The organism is Wenyingzhuangia sp. IMCC45467 (genome assembly GCF_054111205.1).
The window spans coordinates 2,653,188-2,679,569 of sequence record NZ_CM134196.1 but is presented as its reverse complement, the minus strand read 5'-3'; the positions used below and the strand labels follow the sequence as shown (position 1 = coordinate 2,679,569).

At 31.4% G+C, this 26,382-nt stretch carries 25 protein-coding genes; 19 read left to right on the top strand and 6 right to left on the bottom strand.

Annotation, left to right across the window (positions count from 1 at the left end):
- Window positions 1-19 precede the first annotated feature (19 nt).
- The 9 genes from ACXGQT_RS11525 to arsB all read left to right on the top strand — a co-directional run bounded on the left by ACXGQT_RS11525 (window position 20) and on the right by arsB (window position 10,255).
- Window positions 20-1,321, top strand: coding sequence for a glycosyl hydrolase (locus tag ACXGQT_RS11525; RefSeq protein ID WP_457828745.1), 1,302 nt, complete (start codon window positions 20-22; stop codon window positions 1,319-1,321).
- 153 nt (window positions 1,322-1,474) lie between these two features.
- Window positions 1,475-2,947, top strand: coding sequence for a glycoside hydrolase family 30 protein (locus tag ACXGQT_RS11520; RefSeq protein WP_457828744.1), 1,473 nt, complete (start codon window positions 1,475-1,477; stop codon window positions 2,945-2,947).
- 164 nt (window positions 2,948-3,111) lie between these two features.
- Window positions 3,112-6,516, top strand: coding sequence for an isoleucine--tRNA ligase (gene ileS / locus ACXGQT_RS11515; protein ID WP_457828743.1), 3,405 nt, complete (start codon window positions 3,112-3,114; stop codon window positions 6,514-6,516).
- Between the two features lie 6 nt (window positions 6,517-6,522).
- Window positions 6,523-6,912, top strand: a complete 390-nt coding sequence (locus tag ACXGQT_RS11510; RefSeq protein WP_457828742.1) for a TraR/DksA family transcriptional regulator — start codon at window positions 6,523-6,525, stop codon at window positions 6,910-6,912.
- Window positions 6,913-6,988: 76 nt separating this feature from the next.
- Entirely contained in the window at window positions 6,989-7,585 is a 597-nt protein-coding gene (locus ACXGQT_RS11505; RefSeq protein ID WP_457828741.1) for a lipoprotein signal peptidase, read from the top strand.
- Window positions 7,586-7,709: 124 nt separating this feature from the next.
- Complete coding sequence (locus ACXGQT_RS11500) at window positions 7,710-8,039, top strand: ArsR/SmtB family transcription factor (RefSeq protein ID WP_457828740.1); 330 nt, start codon at window positions 7,710-7,712, stop codon at window positions 8,037-8,039.
- A 42-nt stretch (window positions 8,040-8,081) separates the two neighbouring features.
- Complete coding sequence (locus tag ACXGQT_RS11495; protein ID WP_457828739.1) at window positions 8,082-8,546, top strand: DUF6428 family protein; 465 nt, start codon at window positions 8,082-8,084, stop codon at window positions 8,544-8,546.
- Window positions 8,547-8,569: 23 nt separating this feature from the next.
- Entirely contained in the window at window positions 8,570-9,202 is a 633-nt protein-coding gene (locus tag ACXGQT_RS11490) for an arsenate-mycothiol transferase ArsC (protein WP_457828738.1), read from the top strand.
- A 12-nt stretch (window positions 9,203-9,214) separates the two neighbouring features.
- Window positions 9,215-10,255, top strand: coding sequence for an ACR3 family arsenite efflux transporter (arsB, locus tag ACXGQT_RS11485; RefSeq protein ID WP_457828737.1), 1,041 nt, complete (start codon window positions 9,215-9,217; stop codon window positions 10,253-10,255).
- Window positions 10,256-10,422: 167 nt separating this feature from the next.
- On the opposite strand, the gene ACXGQT_RS11480 is transcribed toward arsB, so the two are convergent.
- Both ACXGQT_RS11480 and ACXGQT_RS11475 read right to left on the bottom strand, forming a co-directional pair.
- A complete protein-coding gene (locus tag ACXGQT_RS11480) occupies window positions 10,423-11,967 on the bottom strand; it encodes a glycine--tRNA ligase (RefSeq protein WP_068823920.1) in 1,545 nt (514 codons plus the stop codon).
- 63 nt (window positions 11,968-12,030) lie between these two features.
- Window positions 12,031-12,942 (bottom strand): hypothetical protein, encoded by a 912-nt coding sequence (locus ACXGQT_RS11475; protein ID WP_457828736.1) that lies wholly within the window; start codon window positions 12,940-12,942, stop codon window positions 12,031-12,033.
- A gap of 65 nt (window positions 12,943-13,007) precedes the next feature.
- Between ACXGQT_RS11475 and ACXGQT_RS11470 the strand changes: the two genes are divergently transcribed.
- From ACXGQT_RS11470 to ACXGQT_RS11460, 3 genes are read left to right on the top strand one after another with little or no spacing between them, the layout of a single operon-like run.
- Window positions 13,008-13,694, top strand: coding sequence for a ComF family protein (locus tag ACXGQT_RS11470; protein ID WP_457828735.1), 687 nt, complete (start codon window positions 13,008-13,010; stop codon window positions 13,692-13,694).
- 37 nt (window positions 13,695-13,731) lie between these two features.
- Entirely contained in the window at window positions 13,732-15,315 is a 1,584-nt protein-coding gene (locus ACXGQT_RS11465) for an Ig-like domain-containing protein (protein ID WP_457828734.1), read from the top strand.
- A 56-nt stretch (window positions 15,316-15,371) separates the two neighbouring features.
- Window positions 15,372-16,178, top strand: a complete 807-nt coding sequence (locus ACXGQT_RS11460; protein ID WP_457828733.1) for a hypothetical protein — start codon at window positions 15,372-15,374, stop codon at window positions 16,176-16,178.
- A gap of 13 nt (window positions 16,179-16,191) precedes the next feature.
- Here the strand turns inward: ACXGQT_RS11460 and ACXGQT_RS11455 are convergent, their stop codons facing one another.
- The gene (locus ACXGQT_RS11455; RefSeq protein ID WP_457828732.1) at window positions 16,192-16,656 is read right to left on the bottom strand and encodes a DinB family protein; all 465 of its coding nucleotides are present in this window, start codon (window positions 16,654-16,656) and stop codon (window positions 16,192-16,194) included.
- A 54-nt stretch (window positions 16,657-16,710) separates the two neighbouring features.
- On the opposite strand from ACXGQT_RS11455, the gene ACXGQT_RS11450 reads away from it, so the two are divergent.
- A complete protein-coding gene (locus tag ACXGQT_RS11450) occupies window positions 16,711-17,058 on the top strand; it encodes an arsenate reductase family protein (RefSeq protein WP_457828731.1) in 348 nt (115 codons plus the stop codon).
- A 35-nt stretch (window positions 17,059-17,093) separates the two neighbouring features.
- Here the strand turns inward: ACXGQT_RS11450 and ACXGQT_RS11445 are convergent, their stop codons facing one another.
- Both ACXGQT_RS11445 and ACXGQT_RS11440 read right to left on the bottom strand, forming a co-directional pair.
- Window positions 17,094-17,702, bottom strand: a complete 609-nt coding sequence (locus tag ACXGQT_RS11445) for a DUF4254 domain-containing protein (protein ID WP_457828730.1) — start codon at window positions 17,700-17,702, stop codon at window positions 17,094-17,096.
- Window positions 17,703-17,711: 9 nt separating this feature from the next.
- Window positions 17,712-18,551, bottom strand: a complete 840-nt coding sequence (locus tag ACXGQT_RS11440; protein ID WP_457828729.1) for a hypothetical protein — start codon at window positions 18,549-18,551, stop codon at window positions 17,712-17,714.
- Between the two features lie 115 nt (window positions 18,552-18,666).
- Between ACXGQT_RS11440 and ACXGQT_RS11435 the strand changes: the two genes are divergently transcribed.
- From ACXGQT_RS11435 to ACXGQT_RS11410, 6 genes are all read left to right on the top strand, one after another.
- Window positions 18,667-19,251 carry a thymidine kinase gene (locus ACXGQT_RS11435; protein ID WP_457828728.1) on the top strand — a complete coding sequence of 195 codons (585 nt, stop codon included), beginning with the start codon at window positions 18,667-18,669 and terminating at the stop codon, window positions 19,249-19,251.
- A gap of 1 nt (window position 19,252) precedes the next feature.
- Window positions 19,253-20,359, top strand: a complete 1,107-nt coding sequence (gene alr / locus ACXGQT_RS11430) for an alanine racemase (protein WP_457828727.1) — start codon at window positions 19,253-19,255, stop codon at window positions 20,357-20,359.
- A gap of 35 nt (window positions 20,360-20,394) precedes the next feature.
- A complete protein-coding gene (gene mscL / locus ACXGQT_RS11425; protein WP_457830821.1) occupies window positions 20,395-20,820 on the top strand; it encodes a large conductance mechanosensitive channel protein MscL in 426 nt (141 codons plus the stop codon).
- An 86-nt stretch (window positions 20,821-20,906) separates the two neighbouring features.
- The gene (aspS, locus tag ACXGQT_RS11420) at window positions 20,907-22,664 is read left to right on the top strand and encodes an aspartate--tRNA ligase (protein WP_457828726.1); all 1,758 of its coding nucleotides are present in this window, start codon (window positions 20,907-20,909) and stop codon (window positions 22,662-22,664) included.
- A gap of 119 nt (window positions 22,665-22,783) precedes the next feature.
- Window positions 22,784-23,302 (top strand): ferritin, encoded by a 519-nt coding sequence (locus ACXGQT_RS11415; RefSeq protein ID WP_457828725.1) that lies wholly within the window; start codon window positions 22,784-22,786, stop codon window positions 23,300-23,302.
- 279 nt (window positions 23,303-23,581) lie between these two features.
- Entirely contained in the window at window positions 23,582-25,381 is a 1,800-nt protein-coding gene (locus tag ACXGQT_RS11410) for a chloride channel protein (protein WP_457828724.1), read from the top strand.
- On the opposite strand, the gene glpQ is transcribed toward ACXGQT_RS11410, so the two are convergent.
- Complete coding sequence (gene glpQ / locus ACXGQT_RS11405) at window positions 25,371-26,321, bottom strand: glycerophosphodiester phosphodiesterase (protein ID WP_457830820.1); 951 nt, start codon at window positions 26,319-26,321, stop codon at window positions 25,371-25,373. The two genes, ACXGQT_RS11410 and glpQ, sit on opposite strands and share 11 nt — an antisense overlap.
- Between the last annotated feature and the right edge of the window lie 61 nt (window positions 26,322-26,382).

Sequence of the window (26,382 nt, the reverse complement as noted above, 5' to 3'; positions counted from 1 at the left end):
AAATCATAAAACACAACAAATGAAATTAATTAATTTAACGTTGATATGGTTTGCCACAAGCTCCTTCTTTTTTAGTTGTTCTAACGAAACCCCAACTAGCGACAACTACACTCCAAAAGAAGCCGTGTTACAAAAGAGAAGCCCAAAAAGAGGTGTTTCTTTTGACTACCAATACATTAACGATATAAATGTTTTAGCCAAAGGAATGTCTTGGTCATACAATTGGGGAACATCATACAATTCAATTTTCAATGAAGCAATTGATCAAAACCAAATAGATTATTGCCCAATGGCATGGAATGGCATTAACAAAGATGCATTACGAACTTATGTAAACAACCATCCTAATTGTGAATATTTACTTGCTTTTAACGAACCTAATTTAACAGATCAAGCAAATATGACTCCCACTGAGGCAGCAGCAAAATGGGGAGATATAAAATCTATAGCTGATGAATTAAATCTTAAAATAATTTCACCAGCCATGAACTACGGAACACTTGCCAATTATAGTGACCCAATTAAATGGTTAGATGAATTTTTTACTCTAATTCCAATAGATGATATTGATGGAATTTCTATACACTGTTATATGCCAAGTGCCTCATCATTAAAATCATATGTAGAACGTTTTAAAAAATATGGAAAACCCATTTGGCTAACTGAATTTTGTGCTTGGGATGGATTAAATCAAAATACCTTTAACCCAGAAGGACAACAAAAACATTTATGTGATGTATTTAACTATTTAGAAAGTGATCCTGATGTTTTTAGATACGCTTGGTTTATTCCAAGAGCAGGAAATGTAGATGCTTTTCCATATATGTCACTATTAACAAGATCATCAGAAGGAACCTTAACAGAATTAGGAAACATTTTTGTACAAATATCATCACAAGACAAAAACACCTATTATGTAGAACAACAAGTAGTAGAAGCAGAACATTATAGCTCTATTAGTATTGCTGACGGTTTAAATGGAGGATGGACAACTGGACCTCGTGTAAAAACCACTACAGATCCACCAAATGAATCTTTAGAACTTTATGATTTTTTACCTCAACAATGGGTAGAGTACCAATTTGACATAGATCAAACTAAAGATTTTATACTTGAATTACGATATGCTTGTTTTGTAGATTCTGAAATAAATATTGAAGTAGATGGAAAGCTAGAAACTACTTTTTTACTAGAAAACACTGTAAAAGAATTTATTTGGAACAATGCAGAAATTCCAATAGAATTAACCTCAGGAAAACACACCATTAGAATTTTTCTAAACAAAGGAAAATTTCATTTAAACTGGTTAAAAATCAAGTAATAATTAATCTATAACATATAGTTTTTAGAGTATTGTTTTTATTGCAGTATTAACCACTTTGGTTAATTACTATGGCATTGTATTGACCAAAATGTTAAAAATACTCCAACAACTACTTACTTATAAAAATATAAACCAATAAAGAATAACATTATGACTTTTAACCCTCTAAAAAGAATAGCATACATCTCTATTGTTTGCACAATAGGATTGTCATTTTTGTTTTTTGCTAAACTACCTAAAAAAGCAGATGAATATAAATCAACTGTTTATACAACTGCTCACAACACAGATTTTAAACTTAGCAAAACCAATAGTTTAACTTTTGAAAAAGTAAAACAAGCTCTAGAAACGGAAATTACCATTGTGGTAGACCCATCAAAACAATTTCAATCTTTATTAGGAATTGGTGGAGCTTTAACAGATGCCTCTGCCGAAACATTTTCCAAACTTTCAGAACAAACCCAAAATAAAATATTAGAATCTTATTTTGACACAGAAAAAGGAATTGGATATTCTTTAGGAAGAACCTCTATTCATAGTTGTGATTTTGGAAGTGAAAGTTTTACCTATATAAAAGAAGGAGATGTTGATTTAAATACATTTTCTATAGATCATGATCAAAAATATCGATTGCCATTTATTAAAAAGGCGATTGACAAAGCAGGAGGTAAATTAACATTTTATGTAAGTCCATGGAGCCCTCCGGCTTTTATGAAAACCAATAATAATATGCTAAAAGGAGGTAAATTAAAACCTGAATATTATCAACCTTGGGCAAACTATTATGCAAAATTCATCAAAGCATATGAGAGCGAAGGAATTCCAATTTGGGGCTTAACCATACAAAATGAACCAATGGCTGTGCAAGTATGGGAATCTTGTATATACACAGCGGAAGAAGAAAGAGACTTCTTAAAAAATTACTTAGGACCAACTTTAGAAAAAGAAGGTTTGGGTGATAAAAACATTGTGGTATGGGATCATAACAGAGATTTATTATACCAAAGAGCCTCCACTATTTTTAGTGATCCTGAAGCAGCTAAATACGCTTGGGGTTCTGGATTTCATTGGTATGAAGACTGGAAAGATGGTATTCCCATGTACAACGAAGTTAAAAAAGCAAACGAATCTTATCCCGATAAAAAATTACTTTTTACCGAAGGTTGTAACGAAGGATTTGACATTAAAAGAATTGAAAACGAAGATCCAAAACTTGCAGAACGCTACGGAAAATCTATGATTAACGATTTTAACAACGGTACCGTAGGTTGGACAGACTGGAATATTTTATTAGATCAAACAGGAGGACCAAACCATGTAGGAAACCTTTGTTTTGCTCCTTTACACGCAAACACAGAAACCGATGAACTATTGTTTACCAATTCATTTTATTATATAGGACACTTTTCAAAGTTCATTCGTCCTGGAGCAAAAAGAATTGCCAGCGCATCTAGTAGCAATCAAATTCTTTCTACAGCATTTTTAAACACAGATGGAAGTATTATTATTGTTGCTTTAAACCAAGGAAACGTTGAGAGGGAATTTAGTTTACAATTAAATTCAAGAATGGCAAAAACTACTGCTTTAGCCCACTCTATCCAAACAATTGTATTAACTCCTTAACAAAAGAGTATTATTTTTTTTCTTCATATTTTTAAGAGATGTTTCTATAAACATAGACACATCTCTTTTTTATTCCCTAAATTCTTAAAACACAAGGAGAAAATCCTGTTGTGATTCATCAATTAAAACCGTAATTTCGCAGTCCAAATTGAATACCCAATAAAATGAGTGCAAACTTTAAAGAACACAAAGGATTAAGTTTAACCAATATTGCATCAGAAACACTTAAGTTTTGGCAAGAAAACAACATCTTTCAAAAAAGTATTGATGCTAGGGAAGGAAAAGAACCATATGTGTTTTTTGAAGGGCCTCCATCTGCAAACGGATTGCCAGGAATTCATCACGTTTTAGGGAGAACTATTAAAGATGTTTACCCTCGTTTTAAAACCATGAAAGGTTTTAAGGTACAACGTAAAGCAGGATGGGATACTCATGGTTTACCTGTAGAATTAGGTGTTGAAAAAGAATTAGGGATTACCAAAGAAGATATTGGCACAAAAATATCTATTGAAGAATACAACATTGCTTGTAAAAAAGCAGTGATGAAATATACAGACATCTGGAACGATTTAACCGAACGTATTGGTTACTGGGTAGATATGGAAAATCCATATGTAACCTATAAACCAAAATATATGGAAACTGTTTGGTGGTTATTGGGTCAGATTTACAAAAAAGATTTAATTTACAAAGGATATACCATTCAGCCTTATTCGCCTAAAGCTGGAACAGGATTAAGTTCTCATGAAATTAATCAACCTGGAGCGTATCAAGATGTTACAGATACTACTATTGTTGCTCAGTTTAAAGCTATTAAAGAAACACTTCCTGCTAGTTTACAAAACTTAGCCGAAGTACATTTATTAGCATGGACAACTACTCCATGGACTTTACCAAGTAACACAGCCTTAACCGTAGGGCCAAAAATTGAGTATGTTTTAGTAAAATCATACAACCAATATACTTTTGAACCTATCAACGTTATCTTGGCTAAAAACTTAGTTGGAAAACAATTTGGAAAAAAGTTTGCTGCTGTATCAACTGAGGAAGAACTACAAACTTATAAGCAAGGAGATAAAAAAATACCATTTTTAGTTGGAGAAACATTTTTAGGTAAAGATTTAGAAGGGATTAAATATGAACAATTATTGCCTTGGGCATTGCCATATGAAAATCCTGAAAATGCTTTTAGAGTAATTACTGGAGATTTTGTTACTACCGAAGACGGAACAGGTATTGTACACACAGCTCCTACTTTTGGTGCAGATGATGCTTTTGTAGCTAAAAATGCTACTCCAGAAGTACCACCGATGTTGGTTTTAGATGAGAATGAAAACCCAGTTCCTTTAGTAGATTTACAAGGGAAATTCAGATCACAAGTAGGACCTCATGCAGGAAAATACGTAAAAAACGAATATTACAATGATGGCGAAGCTCCAGAAAAATCTGTAGATGTAGAAATTGCCATTCAACTAAAAGAAGAAAACAAAGCTTTTAATGTAGAAAAATACAAGCACAGTTACCCACATTGTTGGAGAACTGACAAGCCTATTTTATACTACCCATTAGATTCTTGGTTTATAAAAGTTACGGAGGTTAAAGACCGTATGCACGAATTAAACGAAACCATTAACTGGAAACCTGAATCTACCGGAACAGGTCGTTTTGGAAACTGGTTAAAAAATGCAAATGACTGGAACTTATCTCGTTCTCGTTATTGGGGAATTCCATTGCCTATTTGGAGAACCGAAGATGGTACAGAAGAAATATTGATTAGTTCTGTTGAAGAATTAAAAGCTGAAATAGAAAAAGCCAAAGCTGCAGGAATTGAAAACCCTACAAGTTTTGATGCTTTTGAAGTTGGAAACATGTCTGATGAAAACTACGATAACATAGACTTACATAAAAATGTAGTAGATGCTATCACCTTAGTTTCTCCAAAAGGACAGCCTATGAAACGTGAAGCAGACCTTATTGATGTTTGGTTTGATTCTGGTGCTATGCCATACGCACAACAACATTATCCTTTTGAAAACAAAGAATTGATAGACAACAGAGAATTCTATCCTGCTGATTTTATTGCAGAAGGAGTAGATCAAACTCGTGGTTGGTTCTATACTTTACACACCATTAGCACCATGGTTTTTGACAATGTTGCTTATAAAAATGTGGTATCAAACGGATTGGTTTTAGACAAACACGGTAAAAAAATGTCTAAGCGTTTAGGAAATGGTATTGACCCGTTTACAACAATGGATCAGTATGGACCCGATGCAACACGTTGGTACATGATTTCTAATGCAAATCCTTGGGATAACTTAAAATTTGACTTAGAAGGAGTAGATGAAGTAAGACGTAAATTCTTTGGAACATTATACAACACATATTCTTTCTTTACTTTATATGCTAATATTGATGGATTTAAATATGCAGAAGCAGACATCAAATTAGAAGATAGACCCGAAATTGATCGTTGGATTTTATCAGAATTAAACACATTAATTTTAAAGACTGATAAATTTTATAATGAATACGAGGCCACAAAAGCTACTCGTGAAATTCAGAACTTTGTTACCGAGAATCTATCAAACTGGTTTGTACGTTTAAGCAGAAGACGTTTCTGGAAAGGAGACTATGGAACTGATAAAATATCAGCTTATCAAACATTGTATACTTGTATGTTAACTGTTGCCAAGTTAAGTGCTCCTGTAGCTCCGTTTTTTATGGATAATCTTTACAAAGATTTAACATCAGCAACACATACAGAGAGCTATGAGTCAGTACATTTGGCCGAGTTTCCAAAAGCAGATATTTCTGCTATAGATGAAAACTTAGAACGCAAAATGCAAAAGGCTCAACAAATATCATCAATGGTATTGTCTTTACGTAAAAAGGAAATGATTAAAGTACGTCAACCATTACAAAAAATCATGATTCCCGTATTAGACAAACAGCAAAGAGAAGATATTTTAGCGGTTCAGGATTTAATATTATCTGAAGTAAATGTTAAAGAAATTGATTTACTAGACGATGCTTCTGGAGTATTAGTAAAGAACATTAAGCCTAATTTTAAAGTTCTAGGACCTCGTTTTGGAAAAAACATGAAGTTGGTAGGTGCTGAAATTCAAAAATTTACGCAAGAAGATATTGCTAAATTAGAGCGAGAAGGTAAAATTAGTGTTAACATTGAAGAAAATTTAGTAGATTTAACACTAGAAGAAGTTGAAATAAGTTCACAAGATATTGAAGGTTGGTTAGTTGTAAATCAAGGAGGATTAACAGTTGCTTTAGACGTAACTATTTCTGATGATTTAAAAAACGAAGGAGTGGCTAGAGAATTGGTTAACAGGGTACAAAACCTGAGAAAAGATTCTGGTTTAGAGGTTACAGATAAAATTAAATTATCTATCCTTGTTAATGAAGTTTTAGAAAAAGCAGTAAACACAAACCAAGTATATATCAAAAGTGAAACTTTAACTAATGAATTAGAATTTGTAAATGAACTAAGTAATGGTTTAGATATTGAATTCGATGATATAAAAAGTAAAATATTCATACATAAAATCTAAAAAGTTATGGCAACGGCAGATGAAAAAGTAGTATACAGCGATAAGGACTTGGCTGAGTTTAAAGAAATTATTCTTAAAAAAATTGAACGTGCTAAAAATGATTTAGAGATCTTAAAAAGCTCTTATAAAAACGGGAGTTCTAACAATACAGACGATACGTCTCCACAGTTTAAAGCTTTTGAAGAAGGATCTGAAACCATGTCTAAAGAAGCAAACGTGCAATTGGCTATTCGTCAAGAAAAATTTATTCGTGATTTAAAAAACGCATTATTACGTATAGAAAATAAAACTTACGGAATTTGTCGTGCCACAGGAAAATTAATTAGAAAAGAACGATTAAAATTAGTACCTCATGCAACTTTAAGCATTGATGCTAAAAACGCAGAAAACAAATAATAAAAGGAATTCCTTTTTAAATTGCCATATAAAAAGTTTGTAATTTCGATTGCAAACTTTTCTTTTTACCACTGACATGAACACAAAAAAATCTATTCTACTTATCGTTATTGTTTTATTAATAGATCAAATTAGTAAAATATACATCAAAACCAATTTTCAACTAGGAGAAGAAATTTACGTTTTTGATTGGTTTAGAATTCACTTTATAGAAAACAATGGAGCTGCTTGGGGAACTGAATTAGGAGGAAGAACAGGGAAACTTATTTTAACTTTATTTAGACTATGTGCTATTGTTGGAATAGGTTATTGGTTAAGGAAAAGTATTAAAGAAAAAGCCCACAACTTATTAATTATTTCAATTTCTTTAATTTTTTGTGGAGCCTTAGGAAATATTATAGACTCTGTATTCTACGGAGTACTATTTACCGATTCTTACGGACAATTGGCTACTTTAGATACAGCGAATGCCTATGGTGATTTATTTCATGGTAAAGTGGTTGATATGCTGTATTTCCCTATTTGGCAAGGAAATCTTCCTGAATGGATCCCTGGTGTAGGCGGAAATTATTTTACTTTTTTTAATGCCATTTTTAACGTTGCCGATAGTGCTATTACCATTGGAGTAATGATTTTATTGTTTTTTAGTAAAACTGTTTTTCCTAAAAAATAATACTTTTTAAACTGTATTATTTTCTTAAACTACAAACTAAGATATTCTTAAATAAAATATATTTTAATTAATTATTTTGAGAAATAAATATTAATTGTAATATTGCAATATAGAAAACAATAAGATGGGATTAGTAAAAACAGAAATATTTACAGACAAACAAAATGAGATTGCTCGTTTTGCAAAAGCTTTTGCTCATCCTGCTAGAGTAGCAATACTACAGCATTTATTTAAAATTAATTCTTGTGTTTGTGGAGATTTAGTTAACGAAATTGGATTGGCACAACCTACCATTTCTCAGCATCTTAAAGAATTAAAAAACTTAGGCCTAATAAAAGGAAGCATAGAAGGAACAAGTGTTTGTTATTGTATAGACACTGAAAATTGGTCTAAAATGAAACAAGTAATGGCTGTGTTCTTAGATCAAGATCTTTCTCAAAAAACTTGTTGTTAAAAAAATTTGCATGTATTAATCGTAAAATCGCAATAAACAGATATGAAAATTTCAGAAGTAAAATCAGTATTAAAAGAATTAAACACCATTGCATTTCAATTGCCAGACAATACTTTGGTGCCTAATCATTTTCACGTAACAGAAGTAGGAAAAATAACCAAACATTTTATAGACTGTGGAGGAACCGTTCGTAAGGAAGAAGTGGTAAACTTTCAGCTATGGAGTGCAGATGATTATGACCACAGGTTACACCCAGAAAAATTATTAAACATCATTGAATTATCAGAAAAAACACTAGGTATAGAGGATTTAGAAATTGAAGTAGAATACCAAGCAGAAACCATCGGTAAATTTGGTTTAGATTTTAACGGAACAAATTTCTTATTAACTAGTAAACAAACAGATTGTTTGGCAAAAGACAATTGTGGAATTCCAGAACCAGCACTAAAAACCATTCCTGTAGCAAACAACAATTCTAGTTGTACTCCAGGAGGAGGATGTTGTTAACTAATAAAACTAAAACATATATAATGATTACTACTAAAACAAATGTATTTGATAAAATACAACAAACCATTGAAACTTTACAACCAGAAAGTATTTCTAAGGAACGTAAAGAAACACTACAACCTTTAGTTGATTTTATTCAATCTAAAGCAAAAAACAACCAAGACATCCGCATCAATTTTATTTGCACACACAATTCAAGAAGAAGCCACTTGTCTCAAGTTTGGGCACAAGCAATGGCATCCTATTTTGGAATTAAAAACGTTTCTTGTTACTCTGGAGGAACAGAAGCAACAGCACTTTTCCCTAAAGTGGCAGAAATATTAGAAAATAATGGATTTCAAATTCAAAAACTTTCTGAAACAGACAATCCAGTATATAGTATTAAATACACACAAAATGCTCATCCTATTATTGGTTTTTCTAAAAAATTAGATGATACTTTTAATCCTGAAGGAGAATTTGCTGCAATAATGACTTGTTCTCAAGCAGATGGTGGATGTCCTTTTATTGCAGGAGCAGAAAAACGTATTCCTATTACTTTTGAAGACCCAAAGGCGTTTGACAATACTCCACAACAAACTGAGAAATACAATGAGAGAAGTTTACAAATAGCAACAGAAATGTTCTATGTTTTTTCTCAAGTAAAATCTTAAAAATTATTCATCATGAAAAAACTAGGCTTTTTAGATAGAAATCTAACATTGTGGATTTTTACAGCCATGATTATTGGTGTTGGTATAGGATATTTTGTACCAACTTTTCCAGATCTAATAAATTCGATGAGCAGCGGTACTACAAATATTCCCATTGCCATTGGATTAATTTTAATGATGTACCCTCCTTTAGCTAAAGTGAATTATTCGCTATTGCCAAAGGTATTTAGAAACACCAAAATACTTTCTATCTCTTTAATCCTTAACTGGATTATTGGACCTGTATTGATGTTTGTATTGGCCATCACTTTTTTACGTGATTATCCAGAATACATGGTCGGGTTAATTTTAATTGGTTTAGCACGTTGTATTGCCATGGTTTTGGTGTGGAACGACCTTGCCGAAGGAAGTAGTGAATACGGAGCAGGATTGGTAGCTTTAAATAGTGTTTTCCAAGTATTTGCTTATAGTTTTTATGCTTGGCTATTTATTACTGTTTTACCTCCATATTTTGGTTTTGAAGGAGCTATTGTAGATATTTCCGTAGCAACTATTGCAGAAAGCGTGGCCATTTATTTAGGAATTCCTTTCTTATTAGGAATATTAAGTAGAGTGTTCTTAGTAAAGTTAAAAGGTGAGGAATGGTATAATACCAAATACATTCCAGCAATCTCTCCATTAACCTTAATTGCATTGTTATTTACCATTGTAGTAATGTTTTCTTTAAAAGGAGAGTTAATTGTACAAATTCCTATGGATGTACTAATTATTGCAATTCCGTTATTATTATACTTTACTTTAATGTTTATCATTGGTTTCTTTTTTACCAAAGCAACAGGAGCAGAATATGATAAAACAGCATCAGTAGCATTTACAGCAGCCGGAAATAATTTTGAATTGGCTATTGCAGTAGCTATTGCCGTTTTTGGACTGAATTCAGGACAGGCTTTTGCAGGAGTTATAGGTCCTTTAGTAGAGGTACCTACATTGATATTATTAGTTAAAGTGTCTTTTTGGTTAAGAAAAAAGTATTTTCCAAAAATCACCAACTAACATACAAACAAAAAGAGGTTCTCTGAAAAGTTTTAGAAAACGTCATTCTGAATTTAGTTCAGAATCACAACACACTGTTAAACAGTAGTTATGAGAAATTGAAACAAGTTCAATTTGACGAAATTTTTACTTTTTAAACAACCTCTTTTTGTTTATAACAAGTTATTTTATTTGGCTTTGTTTAACCAAACTCCCATGTTTACTTCTGCATCTATAATAGATTTTAAATCAGCTATGGCAACACGTTTTTGTTCCATAGTATCTCTATGACGAATAGTTACCATGTTATCATCTTTCGTTTCATAATCTACAGCAATACAGAATGGAGTTCCATTTGCATCTTGACGACGATATCTACGACCAATAGCATCTTTTTCATCGTAAGTAACGTTGAAATCAAATTTTAATTGATCAAAAATATCTTTAGCAATCTCTGGCAATCCATCTTTTTTAACCAATGGTAAAATAGCCGCTTTGTTTGGAGCTACCACTGCTGGTAATTTTAAAACTGTTCTTGAGCTTCCATCTTCTAATTCTTCTTCTTGTAAAGAATTAGAGAAAACCGCTAAAAATAATCTATCTAAACCAACAGAAGTTTCTACTACATAAGGAATGTAGTTTTCGTTGATTTCATTATCAAAGTATTGAATTTTCTTTCCAGAAAATTCTTGATGTGCTTTTAAATCGAAATCTGTTCTTGAGTGAATTCCTTCTAATTCTTTAAATCCAAAAGGGAATTTAAATTCAATATCTGCAGCAGCATCGGCATAATGAGCCAATTTATCATGATCGTGGAAACGGTAATTATCCATTCCTAAACCTAAAGACAAATGCCATTTTAAACGAGATTCTTTCCAAGTCTCATACCATTCTTTTTGAGTTCCAGGGCGTACAAAAAATTGCATTTCCATTTGTTCAAACTCACGTTGACGGAAAATAAACTGACGAGCCACAATTTCGTTACGGAAAGCTTTTCCTGTTTGTGCAATACCAAAAGGAATTTTCATTCTTCCAGTTTTTTGCACATTTAAAAAGTTTACAAAAATACCTTGCGCTGTTTCTGGACGTAAATACAAATCAGTAGCGTGCTCTGCAGAAGCTCCTAATTTTGTACCAAACATTAAATTAAATTGCTTTACATCTGTCCAACTTTTAGAACCAGACAAAGGACAAGAAATTCCTAACTCTTCTATCAATGCTTTTACATCGGCTAAATCTTCATTTTCTAAAGATTTTCCCATTCTAGCTAAAATAGCGGCACCTTTTTCTTTGTATTCTAAAACACGAGGATTGGTAGCTAAAAATTGTTCTTTATCAAAAGAGTCTCCAAAACGTTTTTCTGCTTTCTTAACTTCTTTTTCTATTTTATCATCATACTTAGCAACATAATCTTCTATTAAAACGTCTGCTCTGTATCTTTTTTTAGAATCTTTATTATCTATTAAAGGATCATTAAAAGCATCAACATGACCTGAAGCTTTCCAAGTGGTTGGATGCATAAATATTGCAGCATCTAATCCTACAATATTATCATGCATTTGCACCATGGCTTTCCACCAGTACTCACGTAAATTTTTCTTTAACTCTACTCCGTTTTGTGCGTAGTCATATACTGCACTCAACCCATCATAAATCTCACTAGACTGGAATACGTATCCGTATTCTTTTGCATGAGAAATAACCTTCTTAAATTGATCTTCTTGTTTTGCCATTACGCAAAAATATAAAAGCTTTTTGTATTATAATTATTCTATTCTAAAATCTACTTATTTTATTTAAAAAACACCTAAAAAGCTACTTTTTAAAACAAAAGATTCACTTGCCAACAAACCATCTAGACTATAAAACTCTAAAGTATAAGTCCCTTTGTCCAAAACAACGTCTTGCAAAGAAATAATATCACTTACAGGCATGGTTTCACCGTTTAAAACCAATCTTGTTCCATCTGTAAACTTTTTTAGTGTTCCGTTGTATAAAAATTCCCCGTTTGATTTGATGATAATTCCATCAGCATTTTTTAACACATAAAACACATCACATTCCACATTTGTTAATGCTTTATTGTTTAACACATTGTATTTTACCTGAATTCCATTTGCTTTCTTATATCGGTTGGTTTCTTTTATTTCTCCAGATTTTTCTTCTTCTACAGCGTAAACTTCAACTTTTGAAATCTGGATTTTAGTTGCCTCAGACAATTTTAAAGACAGTTCTTGGCTTTGTAATTTTTCTGCGTTTAATTCCGATTTGGTTACCGCAATAGTTACCATTAAACTATCATTTAAAGTTTTAATAGAATCTAAACTTTTAAACAAAAGTTTGTTGTTTATTTTAACCCCTTCTAAGGAGGCTCTCAAGGTTTGTAAGGCTTTAAAACTATTTTCTTGTGAACTATCTAATTTGGTTTTAAGTTTTTTTACTTCATCCTTAGATTTTTCTAACTGAGCTCTGATTCCTTTTAATTTTTCATTGGCTTCATTAAAATCTTTAGTAATGGCTATATTTTGCTCTTGATTAACACTTAAATCTTGCAAAGTGATATCTAGCTCTTTTTTTAGTGCTTGCTTTTCATCCTGAATAGCCTGCTTATAAGCATTGTTTTCATTGGTTATTTTAAAGTTATACACTATAAAACCAATAATAACTAACAGCAAAATTGCTATTAAAATATTTTTAGTGTTTTTCATAAATCATAAATTTTAATTTGTCAGAAACTAGTCTAAAAATATTGTTTATTTTTAACATAAAAGCTATGAATCTTTTGAAAGATTTAAGAGACCTATTTGTACCTAATAGATGTTTACATTGTAAATGTATTATTGCTTCAAACCAATCTTTTTTATGTCTTGACTGCCAACATCAACTAGAATTTACATCGTTTATACCTTACCACAACAACCCTTTAGAAAAGTTGTTTTTAGGTAAAGTTGATATTTGTGAAGCTGCTTCTTTATATTTTTATCAAAAAGGAAGCCCAATACAAACCTTATTAAAACACTTAAAATACAAGGGGCTACAAGAGTTTGGCTTGAATGCAGCGCTAACGATTATTAACGAATTAAAAACCTGTTCTAGGTTTAAAAATATTGATGTTGTAATTCCAGTGCCTTTGCATCCGAAAAAAGAAAAAAAGAGAGGTTATAATCAGGTTGATGTTTTAGCTAACACCCTAGCTAACCACCTAAATGCCAAATATATTAAAGATGGTATTCTTAAAACAGAAAACAACAAATCACAAACCAAGCAAAACAAGGAAGAACGTCATAAAAGTGTTAAAAATTTATTTAAATCTAACCCAAAATATCATTTCAACAAACAACATATCTTGCTGATTGACGATGTTTTAACAACTGGATCTACCTTAATTTCTTGCGCTAAAGCTCTTAAAGAGTTAAACAATGTTAATATCTCTATTATTACCATTGCATGTGTTGTTTAATTATCACAAAAAAACAGTTTCTTTGTAGCATATATTTATGAAAAAAATTATAGCCATTTTATTTGTTATCCTAGCACTTTTTTTAACAAGTTGCGCTAGAATGGGTAGCCCTACAGGAGGACCAAAAGATAGTATTCCACCTGTGATGGCTATTGCTAAACCTGCAAATAAAACAACTTCTTTTAATTCAGAAAAGGTAATTATTCTTTTTGATGAGTATATAAAATTTGAGAAACTAAATTCTCAATTAATTATTTCTCCGCCTATGGAGAAGAAACCTATTATAAAACCTGAAATTGGTGTTTCTAAAAAAATTAGCATTGAGTTTTTAGAACCCTTAACACCTAATACCACCTATACTATAAACTTTGGAAATAGTATTGTAGACAATAATGAAGGGAATGAATTAGGTAAATTTTCTTATGTTTTTAGCACAGGAACTTTTGTAGATTCGTTAAGCATATCTGGTAAAGTTATAGATCCACTTATTGTAGACGAAGAAATAGAAAACATTAGTGTTATGGCATATAAAAATGCCAATGACACCTTAGTAGGAAATTACACTCCTAATTACCTATCAAACACTTTAAATAGTGATTTTTATAGTTTAGAAAACTTATCAGAAGCAAACTATAAAGTAATTGCTCTTGAAGATAAAAACAACAATTACAAATACGACAAAGGATTAGAGAGAATTGGTTTTTTAAATAATGATATTGATTTAAAAACAGCTGATACACTTGAAACTTTTATTTTATTTAAAGAACCTAGAGATCCTAAAATAATGAGACCAACACAAACTAGTGGACATGTAATCATTTTAGGATATCAAGGAAAAGAAATTCCCAAAGTTTCTGCTACAGGAATAGCTCAAAACAATTATGTAATTACAAAACCATCGGCCAAAGATTCTCTATACTTTTGGTTTAAAGAATTCCCTAAAGATTCTATAACAATAAATATTAAACAAGATACTCTATTTGAAAACTTTACTAGAATGCCTAGAGATTTAAAAATAGATTCATTAATTATTAAAAGTAATCTTAAAGGAACACTCCACCCTAATGATTCTATTATTCTAACCAGTAACATTCCTGTTGATTTTATTTATATAGATAGTATACAAGTATTAGAACAAGACTCTATTCCAGTAGAATACTCAGTTAAAAATGATGTAAAAAGACAACGTATTCTCATTGATTTTAAAAGAGAGCCCAATAAGTATTATTCTTTAAACTTAAAGGAATTAGCGTTTACAGATATTTTAAACCAAACTTCTGGAGAACAAATAATAAAGCTAAAAACTTTAGACACCGAAGAATATGGAGATATTATTTTAACCATAAAAAACCCAAACAACACAAGGTTAATAATAGAAGTTTCTAGCAACAAATTTGTTGACAAAACGATTCAAATTGTAAACACTTCTCAAGAAATATCTTTTACAAAACTACCTCCTGCTGAATATCAAATAAGAGTTATACAAGATTTAAACAAAAATAACAAGTTTGATAATGGTAATTTTAAGCAAAAAATTCAACCAGAGCCCATTTATAATTTTGAAAAAACCATCACATTAAGAGCCAATTCTGAAATCAACGAAATCATTAGCATAAAATAACAAATGTTATGTTTTTTTCATACTTTTGACTCTCAACTTTTTAACAAATCAACACATTGAAAAAGTTACTATTATTTATATTATTCACCTTGTTACTTACAACCAAAAGTAACGCACAGAGACGCTTCATTTATCAACATGAATTTGGAGGTGAAATAGGTATTTCTAATTTCCAAACAGACTTTACTGCCAAAGGACCTGCTGATGGTAAATTAACTATAAATGGTTTTGCCTTAAATGGAACTCATTACCTACACATTCTACCAAGAAGATATGGGGCAAATCCTATATATAGACATGCCATTTTAAAAACAAGCTTAGGAATTAATACGTCTTCTTTTGACAATAAATCTTATGGAACAGGAAACAAACCTCTTAGTTCACCTCCTGAAAACACTCCTAACAATATTTTACTTGCAAGATTAAGTTCTAAAACCACCATTTTAAGTCTTGATAACGAACTACAATTTTATTTAAGAGATATTATTAGATTCTTACACAGATATAATAGATACCGAAATAAAAACAAAGTAAACCCTTATTTAGCTGTTGGACTAGGGATAAACTACTTTAGTTCCACCCCAACATATGGAAAAGACGGAGAAAACTTATCTGAAAAAAACATCTATCCTGATAAATATAAAGCAAGTTATATTTCAAAAACTAACTCTGTTTCTCTATCTACAAACTTTGCTTTTGGTGCGAGATACAAGGCAAGTCCTTATTATGATTTAGTAGCACAAATGGGATTCAAATATTATTTATCTGATTGGATAGATGGTGTAAACCCAGATTTAGATTCCAATATATCAAACGATTTCAACACTGTTATTAGCGTAGGTTTTGTTTACCATATGTTTTAAGAAAGTCAGTATACTACACCAACTTTCTTAATGCTAAAATTACGCCTAAATGTATACCTTCATGAAAATTATTAAAGTCAATCGCTTTTTCAACAGAATCTAAGGCTACATTTACACTTGTTGTGTACTCAGTGTATGTATTAAATATATTGTGGTTATAATCTACTAATAATTTTTGTGGTAACTCAGCAAACAATTTTTTAATCAAATCCCATTCTTGTTGTTCTATAACATGTCCATCTGGAGCTGTTCCTTTCATATACCTAGCAATCATTTCATCGGTTAAAGCTGTTTTTAAACCAGAAAACTTATAACACAACAATTGCTGTGTTACTAGCAAATGCGCAACATTCCACCCTATATTATTGTTAAAACCTTCAGGTATTTTATTAATACGTTCTAAAGAAAAATCTGTAATTAATTTTAAAACCAAAGTTCTTCCTTTTGTTAAAACATCTACCTGCTTTGTAATATCCATTTATCTATTTTTTATACTTTTGACAACTGTAAAGATAGAAGAGACATTACAATTATGAAAAAAATATACCACTTAAAAACTTGCGATACTTGTAAAAGAATTTTAAAACAATTAAATCTTGATGGGTTTGAATTACAAGAAATAAAAAGTAGTCTTGTAACAGCAGATCAATTACAAGAAATGTATAATCTTACCAATTCATACGAAGAATTATTTAACAAAAGAGCAAGACTATACAAAGAACAAGGCCTAAAAGATAAAAACTTAAGTGAAAACGACTACAAAAATTATATTTTAAGCGAATATACTTTCTTAAAAAGACCAGTAGCTATAATTGATAATGAAATTTTTGTTGGAAACAGTAAAAAAACTGTTGAAGCATTGGTTAGCAAAACACAATAAAAAAACCGAGACAATGTCTCGGTTTTTTTATGGATCTATTTTTGTTTGTATAACATTGGATTTAACTCATCATCATTATACATTTTCATTTGCTTATACACTTTCATATATTTATCTCCACTTTCTATATCTGAAATTAAATCATCAATAGCTGTAGATAAATCTACTCTTTGCTCTAGCAAAATGTTTAATTTCTGTTGACATGCTTCTTTATGACTTTCCGAGGCAGATTCACGAATCACCTCCTCATTCATATGATATATTTTTAAAGCCAAAATAGACAATCTATCAATCGCCCAAGCTGGACTTTCAGAGTTAATTTTTGCTGTTGATTTTGGAGTTACATCGGTATATTTTTGTAAAAAGTAACTATCTACATACTCAACCATATCAGTTCTATCCTGATTAGAAGCATCAATCTTTCTTTTCAAAGTCAAAGCCTCAGTGGGATTAATATCTGGTAAACGAATAATATCTTCGTAATGCCATTGTACTGTATCTATCCAACATTTTCTATATAACAAATGCTCTAATGTACTAGCATCATAAATATTTTCAAAAGGTTGATCTACATCATCAACCACATGATATTTAGCTATTACAGCATCAAATATGTTATTAAAATCTTCTGCTTTTAAACTCATTCTTCTCTTTTAATTAAATTTTCGTTCTATTAACAACATCAACCTATCTTCATAGATTTCTTTTCCGCCCCAATTATAGTCCTTTTTTATCATTTTTAAGAAAGATAAAGCCTCTTTTTCTGAGGACATGGTATTTAATTGTGAAACAACTCTATTAAAATCTTCTTGACTATTATCAAACAAATGTTTTACAAAAGCAATTCTATCATTTAAATCTATCTGTAAATTTTTTTTGTTCATCGCCACATCATTAATAGATTTTTTTTGGGGTACACGTGTGGCGTTTTCAAACATATCTGTAGCTACATCCAAAGAAACCGTAGTTCCAAATTCTTTTTCTAAAGAAGACTGTAAAGTATTAGATTTTTCTTCATTATCTTCTACCCTAGCAAACAAATCTAAAGACACTCCTGCTGCCTTATCATCAATTTTATCATCTTCAATTATTTTTTCTTCAGTTGTATTTTTAAATAATTCCTCTTCAATAATTTCTTTAGGCTCTGCATTGTCAACTTCTAAAACTTCATCTACTTGTTCAGCATTCACCAATTCCGAAAGCTCATCAACTTCTACTACAGACTGATCTGTTTTTTCAACCACAACTACAGGAGTTTCAGCTTTTTCTACAAGCTCTTGTTTAATCTCAGAAAATGTTTCCTCTACCAATTCTTCTACAGATTTGGTGTTTTGAGGGGTTTCTCTAACAAAGTCTTCTATATAAGACAGTACTGCAAGTTTTTCATATGTTTGGTAAGCCTTTTGTTTTAAAGCTTTTAAATCGTCTCTATTTTTCATTTGCAAAATACTGTGAGCAATGCTCACTAATTCTGCTTCTAATTTTTTTTGCATAAATACTTTGATAAATTTAGATTAGAGAGTAAGAGTTTATTTGATAAATTTGTACACTTATCTTTTGCTATTCATTAGCATCTAATAGATAAACTAACATCGATAAAAATACAAAATGTTTCTTGAAAACACCGTAAACCATAAAGAACAATTTGGATGGATAGAAGTCATTTGTGGATCTATGTTCTCCGGTAAAACCGAAGAATTAATTCGCAGATTAAGACGTGCCCAAATTGCAAAACAGCGAATAGAAATTTTTAAACCCACAGTAGATACACGTTATGATGATGAAAACGTGGTATCACATGACGAAAATCACATTCGCTCTACTCCTGTACCAGCAGCCGCCAATATAAGATTGCTTGCAAACAATGTAGATGTTGTTGGTATTGATGAGGCTCAATTTTTTGATGATGAAATTGTAACTGTTTGTAACGATTTAGCCAACAGAGGAATTAGAGTGATTGTTGCTGGTTTAGATATGGATTTTAAAGGAAAACCTTTTGGACCTATGCCCAACTTAATGGCCACTGCAGAATATGTAACCAAAGTACACGCTATATGTACAGAAACAGGAAATTTAGCAAATTATAGCCACAGAAAAAACAACAATGAAAAATTGGTAATGTTGGGCGAAAATGAAAATTACGAACCCCTAAGTAGAGCTGCTTTTTACAAAGCAAACAACAAAAACAATTAGCATGCAAAACCACCATGTTACCCAACTAGAAATTAGCTTATCCGCCCTTAAGCATAATTTTAATTATTTAAAAAACAAAACTAGTAAGAACACTAAAACCTTAGCTGTAGTTAAGGCATTTTCTTATGGTTTAGAACCCGTAACCATTGCTAAAACATTAGAGAAAGAAGGAGTGAATTATTTTGGTGTAGCCTATGCCGATGAAGGAATTGCACTAAGAGAAAACGGAATAAAAACACCTATTTTAGTACTACATGCTCAAGTTACTAATTATGCTTTATTAATTAAACATCAACTTGAACCTAATATTTATTCACTTTATACACTAAAACAGTTTATTGCTTTTGCCAAGGAACAAAAGCTACAAGAATATCCTATTCACTTAAAATTCAATTCTGGACTAAACAGATTAGGATTTAATACTGATGAAGTTGACGAGTTGCACTCCTTGATAGAAAACAACAAACATGTTAAAGTAGTTTCGGCATTTTCACACATTGCCGCTAGTGAAGACTTAAACGAAAAAGCATTTACCGAAAAACAGATTACAATTTTCACCAATATTATCACGTCCTTACGTTCAAAACTAAAACACCACTTTATAGTGCATATGAGCAATACTTCGGGAGTGATTAATTACCCTAATGCACATTTTGATATGGTAAGAATGGGAATTGGTTTGTATGGTTTTGGTAACGATGCTCAAGAAACAGCTGCCCTAAAAAATGTCATCACTTTAAAATCTGTCATTTCACAAATAAGAACTGTGCACAAAGGAGACAATGTAAGTTATAACATGGCTTTTACCGCTCAAAAAGATGAAAAAATCGCCATCATTCCTATTGGTCATGCCGATGGTTTTTCTAGACCTTTGGGTTGTGGAAATGGTTACGTAACTATTAACGGACAAAAAGCTTACACTTCTGGAAATGTTTGTATGGACATGATACTAGTAAACGTAACCCATATTGATTGTAAAGAAGGTGATGAAGTGATTATTTTTAACAATCAACAAACAGTAGAAGAATTTGCTAGCATTTGTCACACCATTTCTTATGAAATATTAACTGCCATGGCTCAAAGAATTCGAAGAACATTTATTCATTAAGAAATTATAATATGAGTGAACTAAAAACCAAAACATTGACTTTTTTCAAAGATTTTAAAGCCTTTTTAATGAAAGGCGATATTGTTAGTTTGGCAACGGCTGTAATTATTGGTGGAGCTTTTAAAACCATTGTAAGCTCTTTGGCTGCAGATATTTTAATGCCTATTGTTGGGTTGTTTTTAGGCGATAAAAACGTTGCCAATTTATTTATTGTTTTAGGAAAAGGACAATACGATACTTTGGCACAAGCAAAACAAGCTGATGCTGCTGTTTTAACTTATGGTAACTTTTTACAAGCTATTATTGATTTTGTAATTATTGGTTTTGTCATTTACATTTTTGTAAAAGCCTACGAAAAAACAAAGAAAAAAGAAGAACCAAAGGTTAAAAAACCCTCATCGGAACAATTGTTAACAGAAATTAGAGATTTATTAGCACAACAAAACAATCCCAAAGAATAATATTTTAGAATTGTTATACTATATTATTTAGCCTTTCAGACATCGAATTAAAAAAGTAACTTTGCCCCTTTAAATTAAAGCATAAAATGTACAGAAGTCACAACAACGGAGAATTAAGAATTGAAAATAAAAACCAAGAAGTAACCTTATCAGGATGGGTACAAAAATCTAGAGACAAAGGGTTTATGGTTTGGGTAGATTTACGTGATAGATACGGAATTACACAACTTATTTTTGATGAAGATAGAACTCCAAAAGAAATTCTAGACAAAGCCAAAACTTTAGGAAGAGAATTTGTGATTCAAGTACAAGGAACTGTAATTGAACGTGAAGCAAAAAATAAAAATATTGCTACCGGAGAAATAGAAGTATTGGTAAAGGAACTTACTATTTTAAACGAGGCAAAACTTCCTCCTTTTACAATAGAAGATGATACAGACGGGGGTGAAGACATCCGTATGAAATACAGATATTTAGACATTCGTAGAAACCCTGTTAAAAATAACTTGATTTTTAGAAGTAAAGTAGCTCAGGAAGTTCGTAACTATTTATCTAATCAAGATTTTATTGAGGTAGAAACTCCTTATTTAATAAAATCTACTCCAGAAGGTGCTCGTGATTTTATTGTACCAAGTAGAATGAACGAGGGCGAGTTTTATGCCTTACCCCAATCTCCACAAACCTTTAAGCAATTGCTAATGGTTGGAGGAATGGATAAATATTTTCAGATTGTAAAATGTTTCCGTGATGAGGATTTACGTGCCGACAGACAACCAGAATTCACACAAATTGACTGCGAATTGGCTTTTGTAGAGCAAGAAGATATCTTAAATATTTTTGAAGGTTTAACTCGTCATTTACTTAAGAAAGTGAACAATGTAGAAATTGGAGAATTTCCAAGAATGACATTTGAGCATGCCATGAAAACTTACGGTAACGACAAACCAGACATCCGTTTTGGAATGGAGTTTGGAGAATTAAACGCCATTGCTCAACACAAAGATTTTAAAGTATTTAACGATGCCGAATTAGTTGTAGGAATTGCTGTTCCAAATGGAGGAAGCTACACACGTAAAGAAATCGATAAATTAATCGAATGGGTAAAACGTCCACAAGTAGGTGCTTTAGGAATGGTTTATGTAAAATGTAACGAAGATGGTACTTTTAAATCATCTGTAGATAAGTTTTATGATCAAGAAGATTTGGCTGCTTGGGCAAAAGCAACTGGAGCTAAACCAGGAGATTTAATTTGTGTATTATCTGGATCTGCAAACAAAACAAGAGCTCAACTTTCTGCCCTACGTATGGAGTTAGCAGAACGTTTAGGATTGAGAAAAGCAGATGAATTTGCCCCATTATGGGTTGTTGATTTTCCTTTATTAGAATGGGATGAAGAAACCGAAAGATACCACGCAATGCACCATCCTTTTACCAGTCCAAAAGAAGAAGATTTCTCTTTATTAGATACTGATCCAGGTAAAGTAAGAGCCAATGCATACGATTTGGTTTTAAACGGAAACGAAATTGGAGGAGGTTCTATTAGAATTTTTGATAGAAATACTCAAGAAATTATGTTTAAACATTTAGGATTTACTCCTGAAGAAGCCAAAGAGCAATTCGGATTTTTAATGAATGCATTTGAATACGGAGCACCACCTCACGGAGGTTTGGCTTTTGGTTTAGACAGATTGGTTGCTATTTTAGGAGGACAAGAAACCATTAGAGATTTTATTGCCTTCCCTAAAAACAATTCAGGTAGAGATGTAATGATCAACGCTCCGGCTGTTGTTTCTAATGAAGTTCTATCCGAATTAAATATAAATGTTACAGTTCCTAAGGAATAAGTTGTAATCAAACACTTAGTTCATTAAATTTACACTAGCTCTTCAATACAATTCTACATCATAACACTTGATTTTATTGTTTTGAAGAGTTTCTTTTAATTTTTAAACCCACAAAAATTATGTTATCAGAAACTATTGAAAACGCGTTAAACACACAAATAAAATTAGAAGCCAATGCTTCTATGAAGTACTTAGCTATGGCTACATGGGCTGAAGTTATTGGATATAATGGAGTAGCAGGATTCTTTTACAACCAATCAGAAGAAGAAAGAACACACATGCTTAAATTGGTAAAGTTTGTAAACGAACGTGGAGGAAAAGCCAACATTCCAAGTTTAGATGCTCCAAAAGACACTTTTAAAGATTTACACGAATTGTTCACCTTATTTTTAGAAAGTGAAGAAACTGTAACCGAAAGTATCAATCATTTGGTATTTCAAACTTTAGAAGAAAAAAACTACACCGTACATAACTTTTTACAATGGTACGTTGCAGAACAAGCTGAAGAAGAAGCATTGGCTAGAACAATTTTAGATAAATTAAAAATTATTGGAGACGATAAAAGTGGTACTTATTTATTTGACAAAGACATAGAAGGTATTGTTGCTCAAACAGAAATAAATGCTCAAAACCAATAACTAATTTAGATTTATTTAAAATAAATATTATATTTGCACTGATTTTAAGATACTTAATCAGTGCAAATCATGTTAGAAAGAACCGTTGAAGAAGTCTCTACACCTGTATATTCTGGGTGTTGCTTTGCATATTTAGCAAAAGACAAAAAGAAAAAGTGCTGTAAAAAATATAAGAAAAAAGGGAAAAGTCATTGTAAAAAATGTCCTGTTCAAGCATAAACACTTCTGTGCTATTCTACCAATAAACCTTATCTTAGCACCTCCTAAAAAACAATAGGCATGCCTCATAGAAAAAGGAGTTTATTAAATCAATTTCTGATATGGAAATACAAACATATTTCTGCAGAAAATTTTCTTTACATTTTAAGTGTACTTATTGGTTTATTAGCTGGAATATCTGCCGTAACCTTAAAAAACCTAACCCATTACATATTTGTAATTCTTGAAACAGGATTTATTAAAGATGTACACAAGGGTTTTTATTTTATTTTTCCGATTATAGGAATTGGTTTAACATTACTCGTTATTCGATTTGTTGTAAGAAAAAAAATGAGCCATGGTATTCCTTCTGTATTGTATTCTATTTCTAAAAGAGAATCTATTATTTATCGTTATCAAATGTGGGCTTCTCTTATTACCTCTCCATTAACGGTTGGTTTTGGAGGTTCTGTAGGACTAGAAGGACCTACTGTAACTACTGGTGCAGCTATTGGATCTAACGTAGCTAGATTGTTTCACTTAGACCAACGCTCTAGAACCTTGTTAGTTGCTTGTGCTGCAGCAGGAGCCGTTTCGTGTATTTTTAAAGCTCCAGTAACCGCTATTGTATTTGCTGTTGAAATTTTTAGTCTAGAATTGACCATGATTTCAATGATTCCCCTATTATTAGCTTCTATTTCTGCCGTATTAACTTCATACTTTTTTTTAGGTGATGAAGTCCTATTACATTTTGAAATTAAAGATAATTTTGAGTTAAATGATATTGCATATTACATCACTTTAGGAATTGGTTGTTCTTTTGTATCTATTTATTTTACCAAAGTCTATTTTTGGATGGATAGTTTCTTTAAAAAAATAGACAATCAACTCTACAGATTATTGTTAGGAGGAACTTTAATAGGAATTATAGTTTACTTTATCCCCCCTTTATTTGGTGAAGGTTTTGACACTATGAATAGTGTGTTAATGGGAGATGCCTCTCGTATTTTAGAAAACAATATTTTTAACTCAGCTGCAGAAAACATATGGGTGATTGTAGGTTTACTACTAGGACTTATTGTTTTTAAAGTCATTGCTATGGCATTAACTTTTGGTGCCGGAGGTATTGGTGGAGTTTTTGCTCCTGCATTATTTATTGGTAGTGTTTCTGGTTATTTAGTAGCCACCATTGTTAACCATTTAAAAATTGCAACAAGCAGCTTATCTCTAAGTAATTTTGCCATGGTTGGTATGGCAGGATTATTAGCTGGGGTTTTACAAGCTCCACTAACAGCTATATTTTTAATAGCAGAAATTACAGGGGGGTACGAATTATTTTTACCATTAATGACCGTTTCTTCTATCTCTTTTTTAATCACCAAGAGGTTTATTCCTTATAATATTTATACAGCTGCTTTGGCTAAAAAAGGACAGTTATTAACTCATGATAAAGATAAAAGTGTACTGGTATTAATGAACATCAATAAAGTAATTGAAAAAGATTTTATTGTGATTAAACCCAGCATGACTTTGGGTGAATTGGCTCATAAAGTAATTGTAAAATCTAAAAGAAATAACTTTCCCGTTGTAAATAAAGACAAAGAACTAATAGGGTTATTACACATGGATGACATTAGATCTATTATGTTTAATACCGATTTACACGACACTACTTTTGTAAGAGATTTAATGACAGCTCCTGAAGATGTAATTGATTACGATAAAGATTCTATGGAAGTAATTATGGAAAAATTTAAAACTTCAGGTGCCTGGAACTTACCCGTTATTAAAGATGACAAATACTACGGATTTATTTCTAAATCTAGATTATTAAACGCTTATAGAAGAAAATTAATTCAAGCGAGTGATACTATTGCTTAAAATAGCGTACTGCTTTGTCTGGAAAATCAGTAAAGATTCCATCTAATTTTAATTCATCTTTAGCATTTTTTAACAAACCATTAAAAGTAGAAAACATGCCTAAGTCATCAGCTCTATAAGTAAATGCATGGACTTTTAAATTTTGTTGATGTGCTAGTTCTATTAAATTTTCAAATCCATTAACGTGATCTTTCCCCTCTATAATTTGCTTATACCAAGGTCCTATTCCGTTTGCGTATTTAGCAATTTCTTCCACTATTTGTTTGGGTGATTTCCCTTTAAAAGCTTCATCAGAATACCCTATTTCTAACAACTGCACTAAAAATAATTCAGAATAATATTCCTTTCTTATTTTTTTGAGTTCAACGGCATCAAAGCATTGTAAAATACAGTTATCCTCTAAGGTTTTATAACCATAAGCTGAAAGAACTTGTAAAACAATATTAGAAATATCTTTACCTTCATTTCTATGGAAACTTGGTTCTTTAATTTCTACATACACCCCTATGTTTTGTTGCATAGACTTGTTTAAACCCTGAATCATTTCTATTTCTTGTACCAAAGTATGCAACCTAAAACTTGACTTATTAGCAGGAAATCTATTTGGATAAACTGTTTGCTTGGTTTTATCATCAAACCTTTCTGTAACGTTTAAAAGTTGTAATTCTTCCCAAGTAAAATCAATTACATAAAACTTTTCATCTTCCCTTTTTCTATCAGGGAAAACCTCGGCAACGTTGGTGGTCGTTTCTAAATGAATATCATGAATCACTATAGGAACATCATCTTTTGTCAACACTACATCTTGCTCTAAAAAATCAGGATGCATACCATAAGCCAAAGCTTTGGCAGGCAAAGTATGTTCTGGTAAATAACCAGAAGCCCCTCTGTGTGCTATGATAATCATTTCTGAGTTTTTAAATTTTTGCTGACAAGACATCAACACACATAAAAGAACAAAAAAAACAGCGGGAATCCTAATATTAAACTTCATGAGAACT

Bases quoted from the DNA above. Each gene is read 5' to 3' on its own strand.
- ACXGQT_RS11525 (WP_457828745.1), top strand. From the start codon at position 20: ATGAAATTAATTAATTTAACGTTGATATGGTTTGCCACAAGCTCCTTC.
- ACXGQT_RS11520 (WP_457828744.1), top strand. From the start codon at position 1,475: ATGACTTTTAACCCTCTAAAAAGAATAGCATACATCTCTATTGTTTGC.
- ileS (WP_457828743.1), top strand. From the start codon at position 3,112: ATGAGTGCAAACTTTAAAGAACACAAAGGATTAAGTTTAACCAATATT.
- ACXGQT_RS11510 (WP_457828742.1), top strand. From the start codon at position 6,523: ATGGCAACGGCAGATGAAAAAGTAGTATACAGCGATAAGGACTTGGCT.
- ACXGQT_RS11505 (WP_457828741.1), top strand. From the start codon at position 6,989: ATGAACACAAAAAAATCTATTCTACTTATCGTTATTGTTTTATTAATA.
- ACXGQT_RS11500 (WP_457828740.1), top strand. From the start codon at position 7,710: ATGGGATTAGTAAAAACAGAAATATTTACAGACAAACAAAATGAGATT.
- ACXGQT_RS11495 (WP_457828739.1), top strand. From the start codon at position 8,082: ATGAAAATTTCAGAAGTAAAATCAGTATTAAAAGAATTAAACACCATT.
- ACXGQT_RS11490 (WP_457828738.1), top strand. From the start codon at position 8,570: ATGATTACTACTAAAACAAATGTATTTGATAAAATACAACAAACCATT.
- arsB (WP_457828737.1), top strand. From the start codon at position 9,215: ATGAAAAAACTAGGCTTTTTAGATAGAAATCTAACATTGTGGATTTTT.
- ACXGQT_RS11480 (WP_068823920.1), bottom strand. From the start codon at position 11,967: ATGGCAAAACAAGAAGATCAATTTAAGAAGGTTATTTCTCATGCAAAA.
- ACXGQT_RS11475 (WP_457828736.1), bottom strand. From the start codon at position 12,942: ATGAAAAACACTAAAAATATTTTAATAGCAATTTTGCTGTTAGTTATT.
- ACXGQT_RS11470 (WP_457828735.1), top strand. From the start codon at position 13,008: ATGAATCTTTTGAAAGATTTAAGAGACCTATTTGTACCTAATAGATGT.
- ACXGQT_RS11465 (WP_457828734.1), top strand. From the start codon at position 13,732: ATGAAAAAAATTATAGCCATTTTATTTGTTATCCTAGCACTTTTTTTA.
- ACXGQT_RS11455 (WP_457828732.1), bottom strand. From the start codon at position 16,656: ATGGATATTACAAAGCAGGTAGATGTTTTAACAAAAGGAAGAACTTTG.
- ACXGQT_RS11450 (WP_457828731.1), top strand. From the start codon at position 16,711: ATGAAAAAAATATACCACTTAAAAACTTGCGATACTTGTAAAAGAATT.
- ACXGQT_RS11445 (WP_457828730.1), bottom strand. From the start codon at position 17,702: ATGAGTTTAAAAGCAGAAGATTTTAATAACATATTTGATGCTGTAATA.
- ACXGQT_RS11440 (WP_457828729.1), bottom strand. From the start codon at position 18,551: ATGCAAAAAAAATTAGAAGCAGAATTAGTGAGCATTGCTCACAGTATT.
- ACXGQT_RS11435 (WP_457828728.1), top strand. From the start codon at position 18,667: ATGTTTCTTGAAAACACCGTAAACCATAAAGAACAATTTGGATGGATA.
- alr (WP_457828727.1), top strand. From the start codon at position 19,253: ATGCAAAACCACCATGTTACCCAACTAGAAATTAGCTTATCCGCCCTT.
- aspS (WP_457828726.1), top strand. From the start codon at position 20,907: ATGTACAGAAGTCACAACAACGGAGAATTAAGAATTGAAAATAAAAAC.
- ACXGQT_RS11415 (WP_457828725.1), top strand. From the start codon at position 22,784: ATGTTATCAGAAACTATTGAAAACGCGTTAAACACACAAATAAAATTA.
- ACXGQT_RS11410 (WP_457828724.1), top strand. From the start codon at position 23,582: ATGCCTCATAGAAAAAGGAGTTTATTAAATCAATTTCTGATATGGAAA.
- glpQ (WP_457830820.1), bottom strand. From the start codon at position 26,321: ATGTCTTGTCAGCAAAAATTTAAAAACTCAGAAATGATTATCATAGCA.